The sequence below is a fragment of the Paenibacillus sp. UNC217MF genome (assembly GCF_000686865.1).
Lineage (GTDB): Bacteria > Bacillota > Bacilli > Paenibacillales > Paenibacillaceae > Paenibacillus_B > Paenibacillus_B suaedae.
Map to the genome: position 1 here is coordinate 305,104 of NZ_KK366029.1, position 14,903 is coordinate 320,006.

Here is a 14,903-nt window from a genome sequence, read left to right on the forward strand (position 1 = left end):
GTACAAGGGGGGAGAAGCATTGGACAATCAACATATAATTGAGATGAAACAGGTAGTGAAGCAGCGTGACAACTTCCGCATTGGCCCGTTAAATCTATGCATACCACAAGGCTGTGTCACCGCGATCATAGGTACAAATGGGTCAGGCAAGACGACGATGCTCGGAATGAGCCTGGGGCTTGTTCATCCTGATGAAGGGACGATAATCGTGCTGCAGGAGAAGCCAGAGCCAGAGCTAAGTACACTTGTGAAGGCGCGTATTGGCTACGTAGCGGAGAACTCCGATTCGGAGATGGACGATATGACAGCGGAACAGCTTGTATCCTTTGTATCACAGTGGTATCCATCATGGGATTGGCAGCTCTACCATCAGCTTATGGCGAAGTATGAGCTGCCGCCGAAGCAGAAGCTGAGCAAGCTGTCGAAGGGAATGCGCCGTAAGCTGGATTTGATCGTTGCGATATGTCCGAAGCCAGAGCTGCTAGTGCTTGATGAACCGTCCTCCGGGTTCGATCCACTATCTTGGCGCATGATGATCAAGGATTTGCATGCGTATTTAAAGGATGGGAAGCGGACCGTCTTAATCGCGACACATATCGTGGATGAGGTAAAGCGGTTGGCTGATTATATTCTGGTCATGCATAAGGGCAAGGTGCTTCATTTTACGGAAAAGGACGCCCTGTTCGATGCGTGGAAGGTGTTCGTCGTGGATGGCGAGGCAGCGGATTACGAAGGTGCACCAGGTCTGATGAAGGCTATGCAGGAGCGCTTCGGGGTAAGACTTATTGCGCATAATGCTACCGGTTTGGAGCGTTTTTTGCACGAAGAAGGGATTGAGGTTGTTCAGACTCACGCATTGGAGCTGGATGACATATTAGCTTATATGATTGAGATGCATATTGAGGGGAGCGTATACGCGCAATGAATCCATTACAGTTGCAGCAAGTCGTGAAGCAGTACGGTGACAAGACAGCCGTGAATGGTCTTAGCTTTAAGGTAGAAGAAGGGGAAATCTACGGATTGCTTGGTGCGAATGGTGCGGGCAAGACGACGACAATGCGGATGGTTCTTGGTCTTATTTATCCAGATGGCGGATCTATTACGTATCATGGGAAGCCGTATCATGAAGGGCTGACTCGCATCCTCGGGTATTTGCCGGAGGAACGGGGAATGTACCCGAAGGTGAAGATTAGCGAGCAGGTAACGTACTTGGCGCAGCTGCGCGGGATGAAGCGTGCGGAAGCAGACAAGAACCTAAAGTATTGGCTGGAACGGTTCAATGTACCGGAAAACTACAACAAGAAAATTGAGGAGCTGTCTAAGGGGAATCAGCAGAAAATCGGCTTCATTGCAGCTATTGTTCACAAGCCGAAGCTGCTCATCTTGGACGAAGCGTTCAGCGGCTTGGATCCCGTTAACGTCGAATTGTTGAAGGAGACGGTTAAGGAGCTGCGCGATCAAGGCACGAGCATTCTGTTCTCTACGCACCGGATGGAGCATGTAGAAGAACTGTGCCAGAACCTGACGATTTTGCAAAAGGGTAATGCGGTGCTGCAAGGGTCGCTGCGTGAATTGAAATCTCAATATCCACGAGAGCATGTCATCCTGCGCACGAGTGGAGATGTGGATGGTTTGGATCGCATCGCAGGCGTCCAATCCGTTTCCCGAACAGGAGACGGTTATAAACTGCACATTACGAATGAAGTGGCCGCACAGGATATCCTGCAGCTGGCGATGGCACAATCGACAGTTCAGCAGTTCGAGCTGAAGGAGCCGACATTGAACGAGATCTTCATTAAAGCAGTTGGAGGCGAATCTAATGCATAACCTGGGGACGGTCATTCGATTCACATTGAAGACGAAGATGATGACGAAGTCGTTCATCATTACGACGATTATTTTAGCACTCATTATGTCAGTTGGGGTTAATATTCCGTATCTGATCTCGCAATTTTCGAGCGATGAACCTACATCAATCGGTCTGGTACAGGGTGGAGAGTACGCGGACATTGTGAAATCATTTGAAGATCAATTGGCGAAGCATGGCGGGAGCGACTTGAAACTTGTTCCGTCTGCTTCAGAAGAGGATCTCCGCAAGAAAGCGGAGTCCGGCGATCTGGAAGGATACTTGAAGTTCGAGCCAAAGAAGGACGAAGCGGGCAATGTGGAGAAGCAATCGTTCCCGCAGGTTGTGTTCCATGGCAAGGATGAGCTTGGACATGGCGATGAGGCGACGGTTACAGGTGCATTAAGTGCAGTGAAGACTGAGTGGCTCGTGAAGGATTCACTTACCGAACAGCAGAAGGCAGAGCTGAGCAAGCCGGTTACGATTGATACACAGAAGATCGTGAAGGAAGGCGAGAAAGCGAAGGAAGAAAATCCGATACAAAAAACGATTTCGATTATCGTCGTTATGGTATTGATCATTCTGTTCTTCATGACGAATACGATGACAGGTAACATGATTGCATCCGAGGTTACGCAAGAGAAGAGCTCGCGTATTATGGAAATTCTCATTACGAGCGTATCGCCGCTCGCGCAAATGTTCGGGAAAATTATCGGCATGTTCATACTTGGGCTGATACAAATTATTGTGTTCTTCGCTGTGGTTGTGATTAATCTGCTGCTGCCGCACAATTCAGCCCCGCTGAAGGCACTCAACTTCGATATCTCGATGATTGATTGGACAGTGGTTGGTGGTGGATTGCTGCTCTATGTGCTTGGCTACTTCCTATATGCAACGCTGTTCGCAGCAGTAGGCTCGCTCGTTAGCCGGACTGAAGACTTGGCACAAGCGATTATGCCGATTACGATGCTATCGTTGGCGGCATTCTACATTGTAATGTTTAGCGTGTCGTCACCGAACACCTTGCTGGTAAAAGCGACATCCTTTGTTCCATTCTTCACACCGACCTCGATGCTGCTGCGGATTGGTACGGGAAATGCAGCATGGTGGGAATTCTGGGTGAGCATTGCGATCTTGATCGTATCCATCCTGTTCTTCGGCTGGCTCGCTGCGAAGATTTACCGCACAGGCGTGCTTATGTACGGCAAGCGCCCATCGTGGAAGGAACTTCGCAAGGCGATGAAGGCGTACAAAATCTAGTCCGAGCTTCAAATCACCTTGTGAGTAACAGTTATAATTGAGACGGATACCACAATATTTGAGACAAATGAAGGCATAGATTTAAAATGATGTATATTGCCTGATAAGCCATACCTTGGTTTATCAGGTTTTTTTCTATTCAACCAGCTTTCTTTGAGTGTGTTTCATTCAATTCATTACCACGTGGGTAGTATGAAAATTGAGCGTATTTGTCGTTCTATCCATGACATTCTCTGATTGAGGTGAAAACATGAAAGGCGCTGCGCGGACAGCGTCTTTTTCTTGGGCTAGCGGTTACCGTGTAGTGTGGTGCCCTTCTTTTTAACTGCTGCAGCAATCGTGATATGATAGAGGCAAGCAAGGAAGGTTAGGACGGAAGCATTATTGGGGGTTAGTTATAAAGATGACTACAAATAAGCTGTATATGGCCATTTATGAAGATATTAGGGGGAAGATTGCTTCAGGTGAATACGCACCGGGAACAAAGCTTCCTTCGGAGCATGAATTTTGCGTTATCTATGACACGAGCCGGGGAACGATTCGTAACGCGCTCGATCTGCTTGTCGAAGAAGGGCTTGTCAATCGCCATCCTGGCAAGGGCGTATATGTGCTAGACAATAATGCCATCGCATTCTCGTTCGGCGGATTGGTCAGCTTCAAGGAAGCAAGCGAGAACAGCGGGCAGAAGTTCGAGACGACCGTACCGTATTTTGAGGAAATAACGATTACGGACAAGCTGCATGAGCGGACTAAGCTGCCATTGGGCGCAACAGCATATTGTTTGCATCGGGTGCGCGAGCTTGACGGAGAGCGCATTATTTTAGATATCAATTATTTTTTAAAGGAGAAGGTGGAGGGCCTAACGAAGGAAATTGCTGAGCGCTCGATATACGACTATATCGAACAGCAGTTAGGGCACAAAATAGGCTTTGCCCAGCGCGTGATCCAGGTGGAGCCTGCGACGGCCAAGGATCGGGAACACTTGATCATGAAATCGTACGGCTTCGTCGTCGTTGTGAAGAACTATGTATATATGCATGATGGTGAGTTGTTCGAGTACACGGAATCGCGCCATCATCCTGAACGATTTGTGTTTACTGACTTTGCACGGAGACGATGACGAGGTACTAAGCATCTCGTATTCAATTGATAAAACCAACCGATGTTGCGAATTTTATAGTTGACGTAACTTAACGAAATGAAACAGCGGCAGTCTTGGATGAGAGAAAGAAATCCTAGACTGACCGCTGTTTTTTCACGATCTCCAAAGCAACTTGTCTATACAAGTGTTTACAAACCTGTCTATACAAGTTATAATGGTCTCAACAAACGTGGAAGCGATTCCATTGGGGAGGTACATCGATATGGCAGTTGATCAACGTTCGGTTGAGCAGATTTTAGAAGCCATTGGTGGAAAAGAAAATATTTCTGCGGTTACGCATTGTGTGACGCGACTTCGCTTTGCATTGAACGACGAAAGCATTGTTGATCAGCAAGCTTTGGAGAAGAATGAACTTGTCAAAGGATCATTTGCGACGAACGGGCAGTTCCAAGTCATAATCGGTCCAGGACTTGTACAGAAGGTGTACGAGAAGCTGCTTGAGATTAGCGGTGGGGAACGGGCGTCTACGCAGGACATCAAGAATGTGGCATCCAAGAAACTAAACCCATTGCAGCGTGCAGTGAAGGCGCTTGCAGATATCTTCATTCCAATTTTGCCTGCTATTATTACGGCAGGTCTATTGATGGGGATCAACAATATATTGACTGGCAAGGGCATCTTCTTTGCGGATCAAGCCTTCATTGATGTATATGCTCAGTGGAAGGGTTTCGCGGAGATGATCAATCTGATCGCCAATACCGCCTTCGTCTTCCTGCCGGGGCTGATCGGCTGGTCAGCGGTTAAAAAGTTCGGCGGCAGTGAACTGCTCGGGATTGTACTTGGCTTAATGCTTATCCATCCGGATTTGCTGAATGCTTGGGCATATGGGGATGCAGTTGCGAATGGTACGGTACCGCACTGGAACTTGTTTGGTTTTGAATTTGAGAAGATTGGCTATCAAGGGCAAGTGCTTCCTGTACTTGTATCTGCTTTCTGCTTGGCGAAGATCGAGGGCTTTCTGAACAAGCGTGTGCCGGACGGCTTCAAGCTGCTGTTGGTCGCTCCGACTACGCTGCTTCTTACCGGGTTTTTGTCCTTTATCGTGATTGGACCGTTGACCTTCACAATCGGCAACGCCATCACATCGGCTTTCGTTGGAATTTTCGAGCATGCGGCTGTACTGGGTGGACTTATTTACGGCGGCTTGTATGCGCTGCTTGTCGTAACAGGTATGCATCATACATTCCTGGCAGTCGACCTGCAGCTCATTGCAAGCACGGGCAGCACGTTCCTATGGCCGATTCTCGCCTTGTCCAACATTGCGCAGGGCTCGGCGGCGCTTGCGATGGTGTTCGTTACTAAAGACGAGAAGCTGAAAGGGATGTCCGTGACCTCGGCGATATCTGCTTACTTGGGCATTACTGAGCCTGCGATGTTCGGTGTGAATCTGCGGCTGCGGTACCCGTTCATCTCAGCGATGATCGGCTCTGCATTGGGCGCAGTCGTTATCTCAGCATTTCAGGTAAAGGCCGTGTCTATCGGCGTTGGCGGATTGCCAGGCTTCCTATCTATCTTCCCGCAGCAGTGGGTTCCATTCTTCCTCGGCATGGCGGTGGCGTTGATTGTACCGTTCGTCATTACGCTTATTATCGGGAAGACGAAGCGTCAGGCATAATTAGGGCATTCATAACGATACACAGAGCGATTCCTATATCGTACTAAAAATAAGAACTACATGGTGGTGCAAGACAATGACACAACAATTGGAGCAGGAGTGGTGGAAGAAATCTGTCATCTATCAGATTTATCCGAAGAGCTTCAACGACACAAACGGTGACGGAATTGGGGATTTGCAAGGGATTATCGACAAGCTGGACTACTTGAAGGAGCTCGGAATCGATGTCATTTGGTTGACGCCGATTTACGAATCCCCACAGAAAGACAACGGCTATGATATTAGTGATTATTACCGTATTCAGCCGGAATACGGCACAATGGATACATTCGAGAAATTGTTACAGAAAGCGCACGACAAAGATATCCGCATCATTATGGACATCGTCGTTAACCACACCTCGACGGAGCACGTCTGGTTCAAGGAGGCTGCAAGCAGTACGGACAATCCGATTCGCAACTACTATATTTGGAAGGATGGCGTGAACGGAGGGGAGCCGAACAATTGGCAGTCTAAATTTGGCGGAAGCGCCTGGGCGTATGACGAGAAAACGGGGCAATATTATTTGCACTTATATGACGTTACCCAGGCTGATTTGAACTGGGAGAATCCAGTGCTGCGGGATAAAGTGTACGACATGATGCACTATTGGCTGAATAAGGGCGTTGATGGATTCCGGCTGGACGTTATCAATGTGATTTCCAAGGATCAGGACTATCCGAACGATACGCTGGCAACAGCTACGGCTGATGGGCGCAAATATTACACAGACGGGCCGCGCATTCATGAGTTTCTGAAGGAGATGAATGCTCGTGTATTCTCGCAGTATCCGCACATGTTGACGGTTGGCGAAATGTCGTCGACGACGATGGAGAACTGCATCAAGTATACGCACCCGGATGAGTGCGAGCTGAGCATGGTGTTCAACTTCCACCATCTGAAGGTCGATTATCCGAATGGGGAGAAATGGGTTAAAGCCGACTTCGACTTCCTTCAGCTTAAGCAGATCATAAGCGAGTGGCAGGTTGGCATGAATACAGGCGGGGGCTGGAACGCCTTGTTCTGGTGCAACCACGATCAGCCGCGGGTAGTATCTCGCTTCGGCAATGACGGCGCCTATCGTGTGCAATCGGCGAAAATGCTCGCTACGACGCTGCACTTGATGCAGGGCACACCGTACGTGTATCAAGGGGAAGAGCTCGGCATGACGAATCCGCATTTCTCGCATATTAGCGAGTATCGGGACATCGAATCGATCAATGCGCATCGCCTGCTGGAGAAGCAGGGCGTTCCTGAAGCGGATATTATGGCTGCACTGCAGCAGAAGTCGCGCGACAATTCGCGCACGCCAATGCAGTGGGATGCTTCGCATCACGGAGGATTCACGACGGGTATCCCTTGGATCGGCTCGGCTCCGAATTATCAAGACATCAATGCCGAGGCGGCACTGCGCGATCCGGATTCGGTCTTCCACCATTATCGCCAATTGATTGCACTGCGCAAGCAGTATGACATTATCGTGCATGGCGACTACCGCCTGCTGCTGAAGGACGATCCGCGCATATTTGCTTACATGCGCACACACGGATCAGAACGATTGCTCGTCATCAGCAACTTCTATGGCGAAGAGGCGGAGTTCACGCTTCCAGTGGAAGTATCACTACACGGTGAAGCGCATATCCTTATCAGCAATTATAAGGATACACCGAGTACGATCCAACAGCTTACACTCCGACCTTATGAGTCTGTGGCCTTTCTTATCGGGAATCATGACTAGAGAAAATAGAAGCAATGCTTGGCAGAATCCTGCCGGGCATTGCTTTTTTTTAATGGGAGAGACAGAGGGGGAAAAGAAAGCAGACAGCTTCTTCTGACATCTTCTAATGAAGACAGAATCTTGTCAGTCGGCTGTCTGCTTGCTGGCTTGAAAATTAGGTTGGTAACGGCCTATTTTTAATATCCTCTATATCCTGTTTGGGGAGTAGTGTTTACTTGTGAAACGTAATGTTGCGTATCGCTCACCTGTGGATACGTATGAGCCACATACCCCGCTGCATAACTGGTTGGTGCAGTATGTGATTGATGGGCGAGGCTGATAATTTGCTGCAATTGTTGTACAGCTGTTTGATGACCTTGAAGCGCAGTCTGAATCACATGGGCCGCATGCTGTTCGATTTTAGCAAGCTCCTGTAATCGTGCAGCATTTTGCTGCTCTTGATGCAATAGCTGCTGGTATTTTTGCGTTGCTGCATTGGTTTGTTGAATCAATTGTTGCGCTAGTTGTTCGATTTGCACGGTATTCGTATGTGTCATTGGGCAGACTCCTTTTTATCCATAGTTTCGTATGGTTTCATCTTCCTTATATTGTCTAACTTAATTGTTATTTATGCATCGCGGCGCTGACCATAAATCGTTACATGTAAAGTAAGTTATTCGGGATTCGTGAGCGACTAAGCGTTTTGTTCCATAAATGAGGTAATAGGCGGTTTGGTGAACTACAGTACCAGTCTTAAAGATATCAGATATAGCAGATGCGGAGATCTAAGTTATTAATTTTAAGCCTCCTTCATAAACCTTTGTTAGAACGATAAAGGAGGTCATCCCGTTGAATCAACCAGCGTTGTTTGAGCATCGCTTCTGGCTGCAAATTTTAGGCGATCATGCAAGATTCATCTTTAATGCGCTCTCCCCGAAAGAAACGTCAGATATACAGACTGCACAACAATTTATTCAAGCGTTCGATCAGCTTCTGCATCAAGCACGAGAGCTGCAATCGGATACAGAGATCGGAGCACTGAATCAGCAAGCCTACACGCTAACCATCAACCTGCGGCAATTTAAGCTAAGCATTCTTGAGCGTCTGTTGCTTGGGCGTGTTACAATTGCGTTCACTCCAACCTTTATCAATCACATGGTGAATGAACTTGAGGAATACTTACGTATTTTAACCAACCTATTGGAAGGAAAGCCGGTTCCCCAATTTGATGCACTGCACCACGATTTCCTTTGGTTGCCTGACGCAGCGGGTCATGCTGCATCTATTTCCAGCGATTTGGATTTTGTAGAAAAGCGATTGATTCAGAAAAGTAAGGATTTTGAAGAGCATTTTCAACAGTTCTATTTAAAGAGTATCGAAATGGCAGGGTACATGCGGACACAGCTTCGGGATTTTCCAGCGTTCCGCAGATTTCATACTGACGTCGATATGGAGATGAATTTGTTCAGAGCATTTTTGAAGGAACTGGAGGATCTAGAATTGTCAGCCGAAGTGCTTAGTCGCATTTCCCCGCTCATACCAGATCATATGATGAGGGAAGAGTGCTATTATTTAATGAAGCTAGCACAATTAGGCTTAGTACCCGATCCGGAATGCAATCCAGATCATCCGAGGATAGATGAGAAGGTGTAATACGCCGCTGCAAAGCGGTTTTTTTACGTTTCTCGAACTTCATTACGATTAAGCTATGCGCAACTCTTTCGGCTACTGATTCGTCTAACCAAGTAACTAGATAATGTAGGAGGCGATTACATGAAAAAATGTATAGCTTTACTTATGTCTGTTACAGGCTGTAAAAACGAATCCTTATAAGGACATCAAGGAAGGAAAGCTGCCTATCCAAGAACAAGCCTTTAAAGGATCGGTGAAGCTTCAGCACAAAGGCTACTATCTGATTACACTGTTTAGCGCCGACAATGTTCCAGCATTTGACCGCGGAGCTTGGGCAGAAATCGTTGTTGAAGTGTATTGATGATAATTGAAAAAACCCTTGATTCGGTTATACTACCGAATCAAGGGTTTTCTGCTTATTCTGCTTTTTCTTTTACTCCGATCCATATTTCGCTGTATACCTGATGAGGATCGGACATATCTCCGGTAAAGCAAATTTCAGGCACATCGATTAACTCATAGGAAGATGAAGGCAGCCACTCGGAGGCGATTTTTGCCCATGTCTGCTGTAGGGTATGAGGGTAGGAACCAACTGAGCTGAATATGGCCCATGTACAGGCTGGCACTTCAACTACTTCAAAGCCGTCAAAATCAGCATCAAGCGTCGTAATCGATCCGATGAGATGATCTAACTCGCCTTTTTCTTCATGACGTTCTTCGCCGAAATGGTAGGACGCATTAACCACAGTGGTGACGTCAGTATTTCGATAGCTTTGGAGTTTTGTTCGCTGTTCTACGGTAATCGATTGAGCTAGCTTCAGAATGTCAGCATTCTCGCCCTCAAATACGATGGGCACGCGGCGCTTCACACCCACAAGCTTGAAGGCGTCTTTCCGTTCGATCCGATAATTCATGTCGATTCCTCCTCGAATAGTGAGCTGGAAGGTCATGCGCGGGAATACCTTCAGATGCTTCAGACCTCTCACTTCCGAAGGAGCAACCCCAAGCCAATCCTTGAATGCTCTCGTGAATCCGTCCACCGAATGGTAGCCATACTTGATCGCGATATCAATTACTTTAACGTTACTCTTGTGTAATTCCTGACCGGCTTGAGACAGCCTGCGGTTGCGAACATACGTGTTCAGAGACATACCGGCCAAATAGGAAAAGAGTCTTCGAAAATGATACTCCGAAGTTCCTGCAAGCCGAGCCACCTGGGCGTAATCGATGTCCTGATCCAAATTGTCTTCGATATAGGCTAAAGCAAGATTCATATCCTTCAGCATATCCATGTCATGCCCTCCTCTCCTCTTCATTGTATCGAGGTTGAATAATCGACATCCGACATTTCGCATATGGAAATGGTCGTTACGTATGATTTAGGATATCCTCAATTATCGAATCATGAAAGCTTGGATGTCAAAATACCTGGTTTACCATGGTAGTCCTCATCATCTTCCACGAAATGCATACTCAGGAAAGAGCGGGGCATATTACGGGAAGGTGATGAAAAATGTGGCAGGCGATTGCGCCTTATATACCAAGCTGGCAAGCGTTCGTGCAAGGGGCGATTGCAGGCATTGTTCCTTTTGTATTATCGAAGATTATGTCTATCACGATGAAGGATGAAAATGATCAGGGGAATCGGAAAGCCGAGACGGCTTACGAGGGGTTTGTAGGCCATTTTGAGGAGGATCTCAATAAGGTCAAGGAAGAAATCGGCCAGATGGAGGATGTGAACATACGTTTGTTCCGTCTCGGCTATACGACACAGCGTGCAGCGCTGGTGTTCGTTGGAGGGATATCGGATCGGGACTTCATCGATAAGCACCTCTTAGAATGCTTGATGGGCGATTTACAGCCGCCATCTGAGGGGGGAGCAATTGCATCTCCTGATTATATGTATACGAAGGAATATTTGATCGAGCATATCCTCCCTGTCGGATCGATGAAGGAGAATCGAATTGTTAATGACTGTACGTACGATGTGTTGAAGGGCGATACGGCTTTGTTCATTGAAGGGCATATCGGAGCCATTATGTTCAATACGAGGAAGGTGAAGGTGCGCGGCGTGGACGAGCCGCCATCTGAGGTGCTCGTACGCGGACCAAGGCTTGCCTTCAATGAATGCCTCGTTGACAATATGACGCTGCTCAGGCAGCAAGGTGAGAACAAGAAGCTCACTTTCATTCATCGCCGTGTCGGAACCCGGGTACAACGTGAGATGGTTCTCGCATACATCGAGGATATAGCTGATAAGCAGCTCGTTACCGATGTGCTGGATCGCATTAGCAAGATCGATATCGATGATGTTCCGGATTCAAGCTATATCGAACAGCTGATTGAGGATAATTACTTATCTCCTTTTCCGCAGCTGCAGAGTACGGAACGGTTGGATCGAACCTTTTGTGCCTTGATGGAAGGACGGGTGGCGATTTTTCTTGAGGGAAGCCCGTATGCTGTGCTTGCACCGGCGACGTTCACCATGCTGCTTCAATCGCCGGAGGATTATTATGAACGATGGATGGCGGGGACGCTAGTTCGTTGTCTGCGGTATTTTGCGGCATTTGTATCAACTTTTGGCCCTTCCTTGTATATTTCCTTGATCTCGTTCCATCAAGGTCTGATCCCAACGAAGCTGGCATTGTCCATTGCAGGCACCCGTGTTGGCGTTCCGTTCCCTTCAATCATCGAGGTGCTCATTATGGAGGTGGCGCTGGAGATCTTGCGTGAAGCGGGTCTTCGCCTGCCGAAGCCGATTGGGCAGACGGTCGGTATTGTGGGCGGTCTCGTTATCGGAGATGCCGCGGTTAGAGCGGGTATCGTCAGTCCGTTCACGGTTATCGTTGTTGCAGTAACGGCGATAACCTCATTCGCTATTCCGCAATACAGTGCAGGTATTTCTTTGCGCATTTTGCGGTTCATCGCGATATTTTTTGCATCGATCCTTGGCTTGTATGGAGTTGTTCTGTTCTTCTTAGTGCTATGCAGTCATCTCGTTAAGCTGAAGAGCTTCGGTGTGCCATATATGAGCCCTGCTGTGCCTTACCGTTTGTCAGATTGGAAAGACTTCATTTTGCGTGCCCCGCTAAGGCTGATGAAGAAGCGTCCCAAGATGCTGGACACACGTAATCCGACCCGTGAGGAGTAAGCAAATAGGAGGAGCTGTAGAGAACCATGAGTCAATCAATTGGATCGAGTGAGAAAATTACGACACAGCAGGCGGCTGTATTTGTAGCCAATTATATACTGGGAGTGGGGATTCTAACGCTCCCCCGAGCAGCAGCGGAGAAGGTGAAGACACCGGATATATGGCTGACCGTCATTCTCGGCGGCCTTGTTGCTATGATAGCAGGCATTATTGTAGCGAAGCTCAGTCAGCAATTCCCAGGTAAGACCATTTATGAATACAGTCAGCTGATTGTAGGGAAATGGCTAGGGATCGTGCTGAATGTGTCGATCATTATTTATTTCATCGCGACATCCGGTAATATGGTGCGAGCCATGTCGGAAGTAATGAACTTGTATTTGCTTGAAGGTACTCCACGCTGGGTGGTGATTATCTCCTTCCTGTGGGTGGGCATATATATCATGGTCGGTGGGGTAGCCGCAATTGCTCGCTTCTTCGAAATCGTATTTCCGCTGACGATTCTGATTATTACGGGCTTGGCTCTGCTAAGCTTTAAAATATTTGACGTGAATAATTTAAGGCCAGTGCTAGGGCAAGGGATAGGCCCTGTATTGAATGGTGTGAAGACGACAGGACTTTCTTTCTCCGGCTTTGAAATATTGCTCGTACTGCAGGCATATATGTCAACTCCGAAGAAGGCTGTTCGTGCAGTTGTAATTGGCATTCTCATTCCGATGCTTTTTTACGTGGTTACTGTAGTGATGACAGTTGGATCTTTATCCATTGCTGGTGTTATCAGCCGTACCTGGCCTACGATCACGCTGTTCCGCAGCTTCGAATATCCGGGGATCTTATTTGAACGATATGAATCGTTGCTGCTGGTCATTTGGGTTATTCAGATCTTTACTACATATGCGATTACACATTATGCGGCTGCGCTTGGCATGGCACGAATGACAAATAAGAATATTCGTCCGATGCTGTACTTGCTTATTCCGGTTATCTATATTACCTCTATGTCTCCAAGAAATATTAATGATCTCTTCTCTATGGGAGATCGTATAGGTGACGCAGCCATGGTGATGTTCGGGATATTACCTATTATTTTGTTAATGATTGTGAAGTTGAGAAGGAGAATGGCAAGCGATGAGCAGGAACAATAAGTGTCAGAACGTATCCAATCGTTGCTGCAATGTTGTCTTAGATGCTGCACAATCAGGTGGGCATTTGCGGGAGGATAAGCCAAGGAGATGCAAGCTGACAGCTATGCGCATTGCGATCATCTCACTTAGCATCCTGCTGCTCAGTGGGTGCTGGAGCCGAAGAGAAATAGAAGATTTGAACATTACAGTAGCTGCAGCGTTGGACATTGGCCACATCTCGTCAGAGGAGCAAGAATTTGAGAAAAAGGGTGCAGATTATCCGCGTAATCAGAGGATTACATTAACGTATCAAATGGCGAAGCCAGAGCAGTCTTCAGGGCAAGATGCATCAGGAAGCAAGAGAAAATATCGAAATGTGTCCCTGTCTGGGGATTCTTTATATCAGATTTCGAGAGAGACTTCCTTGAAGGAAACGAATCCAATATTCGGACAGCACTACAAAGCGCTGGTCATCGGTTCTGGCTTGGCGCAGCAACTGAATTTGCGAGATGTACTTGACTTCTTTATGAGGGAGCAGGAATTTCGTCCTAGCTGCTTGGTTTATATTAGCCGGGGAACAGGGAAAGAGGTATTAGATGTAAATCTCCCGGGAGACGTTCCAGCCTTTCGCTTGTTAGGGATATCTGATAATCACTATCGAACGAATCGTTTATTGAAGCCCTTGTCTCTCACCAACTTGCTGGAGAAGTTGAATTTGATGACCAGTTTCATGATACAGAATGTCGTCACGGCCAAAGGGGAGCTGAAGCTGTCGGGAGCTTCCATTATATCAGGCAGTACAGGCAAGCAGCTTGGCTATCTTGACGAAGAGGATATGGAAGCGGTGAACTGGGTTCTGGGCGGTAGCAAGGGCGGTGTAGTAAAAAGTAAGGACATCATCACCAACCAAGTAACTGTATATGAAATTACCAACGTGAAAAGTCAAATTACACCGCATGTTGAAAATGGCCGCATTTCTTTCGATGTAAAAGTAAAGTCGGACGGTCGGTTAGGCGAGCAGATGATTAGCGATGGCAATGACTTTGACAATAAGTTTATTCGTCGCTTAGAAGATGATGCTGAGAAGCAGATTAAAGAACTGGTGACCAAATTGCTGGATAAGCTGCAAAAGAAATACCACGCAGACGTGCTAGGGTTTAGCGATAAGCTGCGCATCGCATATCCTCGCCTGTGGGAGAAAGAGAAGAAGACATGGGATGAAACGTTCGCGACGACACCGATACGTTATGATGTCCAAGTAACAATTAGAGAATTTGGAACGACGAATATGAGAGCGCGGCAAGTAGAAGGGCAGGAGGGTTAGTCGGGTTCTATCAATTCGTAGGTTGGGTATTATATA

General features: G+C 47.3%; 12 protein-coding genes. 10 read left to right on the forward strand and 2 right to left on the reverse strand.

What is annotated here, in order from left to right; genetic code table 11:
• Positions 1–19: 19 nt before the first annotated feature.
• The 6 genes from BP95_RS0125730 (at position 20) to treC (ending at position 7,660) form a co-directional block, all read left to right on the forward strand.
• The gene (locus BP95_RS0125730) at positions 20–925 is read left to right on the forward strand and encodes an ABC transporter ATP-binding protein (RefSeq protein ID WP_028533569.1); all 906 of its coding nucleotides are present in this window, start codon (positions 20–22) and stop codon (positions 923–925) included.
• Positions 922–1,827, forward strand: a complete 906-nt coding sequence (locus BP95_RS0125735) for an ABC transporter ATP-binding protein (RefSeq protein WP_021256211.1) — start codon at positions 922–924, stop codon at positions 1,825–1,827. The genes BP95_RS0125730 and BP95_RS0125735 overlap by 4 nt, the downstream gene beginning before the upstream one ends.
• The gene (locus BP95_RS0125740) at positions 1,820–3,106 is read left to right on the forward strand and encodes an ABC transporter permease (RefSeq protein ID WP_021256210.1); all 1,287 of its coding nucleotides are present in this window, start codon (positions 1,820–1,822) and stop codon (positions 3,104–3,106) included. The genes BP95_RS0125735 and BP95_RS0125740 overlap by 8 nt, the downstream gene beginning before the upstream one ends.
• A gap of 403 nt (positions 3,107–3,509) precedes the next feature.
• On the forward strand, positions 3,510–4,226 hold the full coding sequence (gene treR / locus BP95_RS0125745; protein WP_021256209.1) for a trehalose operon repressor: 717 nt from the start codon (positions 3,510–3,512) through the stop codon (positions 4,224–4,226).
• Between the two features lie 244 nt (positions 4,227–4,470).
• A complete protein-coding gene (treP, locus tag BP95_RS0125750) occupies positions 4,471–5,883 on the forward strand; it encodes a PTS system trehalose-specific EIIBC component (protein WP_021256208.1) in 1,413 nt (470 codons plus the stop codon).
• Between the two features lie 76 nt (positions 5,884–5,959).
• Positions 5,960–7,660 (forward strand): alpha,alpha-phosphotrehalase, encoded by a 1,701-nt coding sequence (gene treC / locus BP95_RS0125755; RefSeq protein WP_269321461.1) that lies wholly within the window; start codon positions 5,960–5,962, stop codon positions 7,658–7,660.
• Positions 7,661–7,836: 176 nt separating this feature from the next.
• Here treC and BP95_RS32150 read toward each other — a convergent pair whose 3' ends face one another.
• A complete protein-coding gene (locus BP95_RS32150; RefSeq protein WP_021256206.1) occupies positions 7,837–8,196 on the reverse strand; it encodes a hypothetical protein in 360 nt (119 codons plus the stop codon).
• A 292-nt stretch (positions 8,197–8,488) separates the two neighbouring features.
• Here BP95_RS32150 and BP95_RS0125765 point away from each other — a divergent pair, with 292 nt between their 5' ends.
• Entirely contained in the window at positions 8,489–9,292 is an 804-nt protein-coding gene (locus BP95_RS0125765; RefSeq protein ID WP_021256205.1) for a DUF2935 domain-containing protein, read from the forward strand.
• A gap of 395 nt (positions 9,293–9,687) precedes the next feature.
• Here BP95_RS0125765 and BP95_RS0125775 read toward each other — a convergent pair whose 3' ends face one another.
• Complete coding sequence (locus BP95_RS0125775; RefSeq protein WP_028533571.1) at positions 9,688–10,563, reverse strand: AraC family transcriptional regulator; 876 nt, start codon at positions 10,561–10,563, stop codon at positions 9,688–9,690.
• Between the two features lie 221 nt (positions 10,564–10,784).
• On the opposite strand from BP95_RS0125775, the gene BP95_RS0125780 reads away from it, so the two are divergent.
• Genes BP95_RS0125780 through BP95_RS0125790 form a run of 3 tightly spaced genes read left to right on the forward strand, consistent with a single transcriptional unit; the run spans position 10,785 to position 14,867 of the window.
• Positions 10,785–12,422, forward strand: a complete 1,638-nt coding sequence (locus BP95_RS0125780; RefSeq protein WP_021256203.1) for a spore germination protein — start codon at positions 10,785–10,787, stop codon at positions 12,420–12,422.
• A 26-nt stretch (positions 12,423–12,448) separates the two neighbouring features.
• Positions 12,449–13,564, forward strand: coding sequence for a GerAB/ArcD/ProY family transporter (locus BP95_RS0125785; protein WP_021256202.1), 1,116 nt, complete (start codon positions 12,449–12,451; stop codon positions 13,562–13,564).
• Positions 13,548–14,867, forward strand: coding sequence for a Ger(x)C family spore germination protein (locus tag BP95_RS0125790; RefSeq protein WP_021256201.1), 1,320 nt, complete (start codon positions 13,548–13,550; stop codon positions 14,865–14,867). Before BP95_RS0125785 ends, BP95_RS0125790 begins: the two co-directional genes overlap by 17 nt.
• The last annotated feature ends 36 nt before the right edge of the window (positions 14,868–14,903 follow it).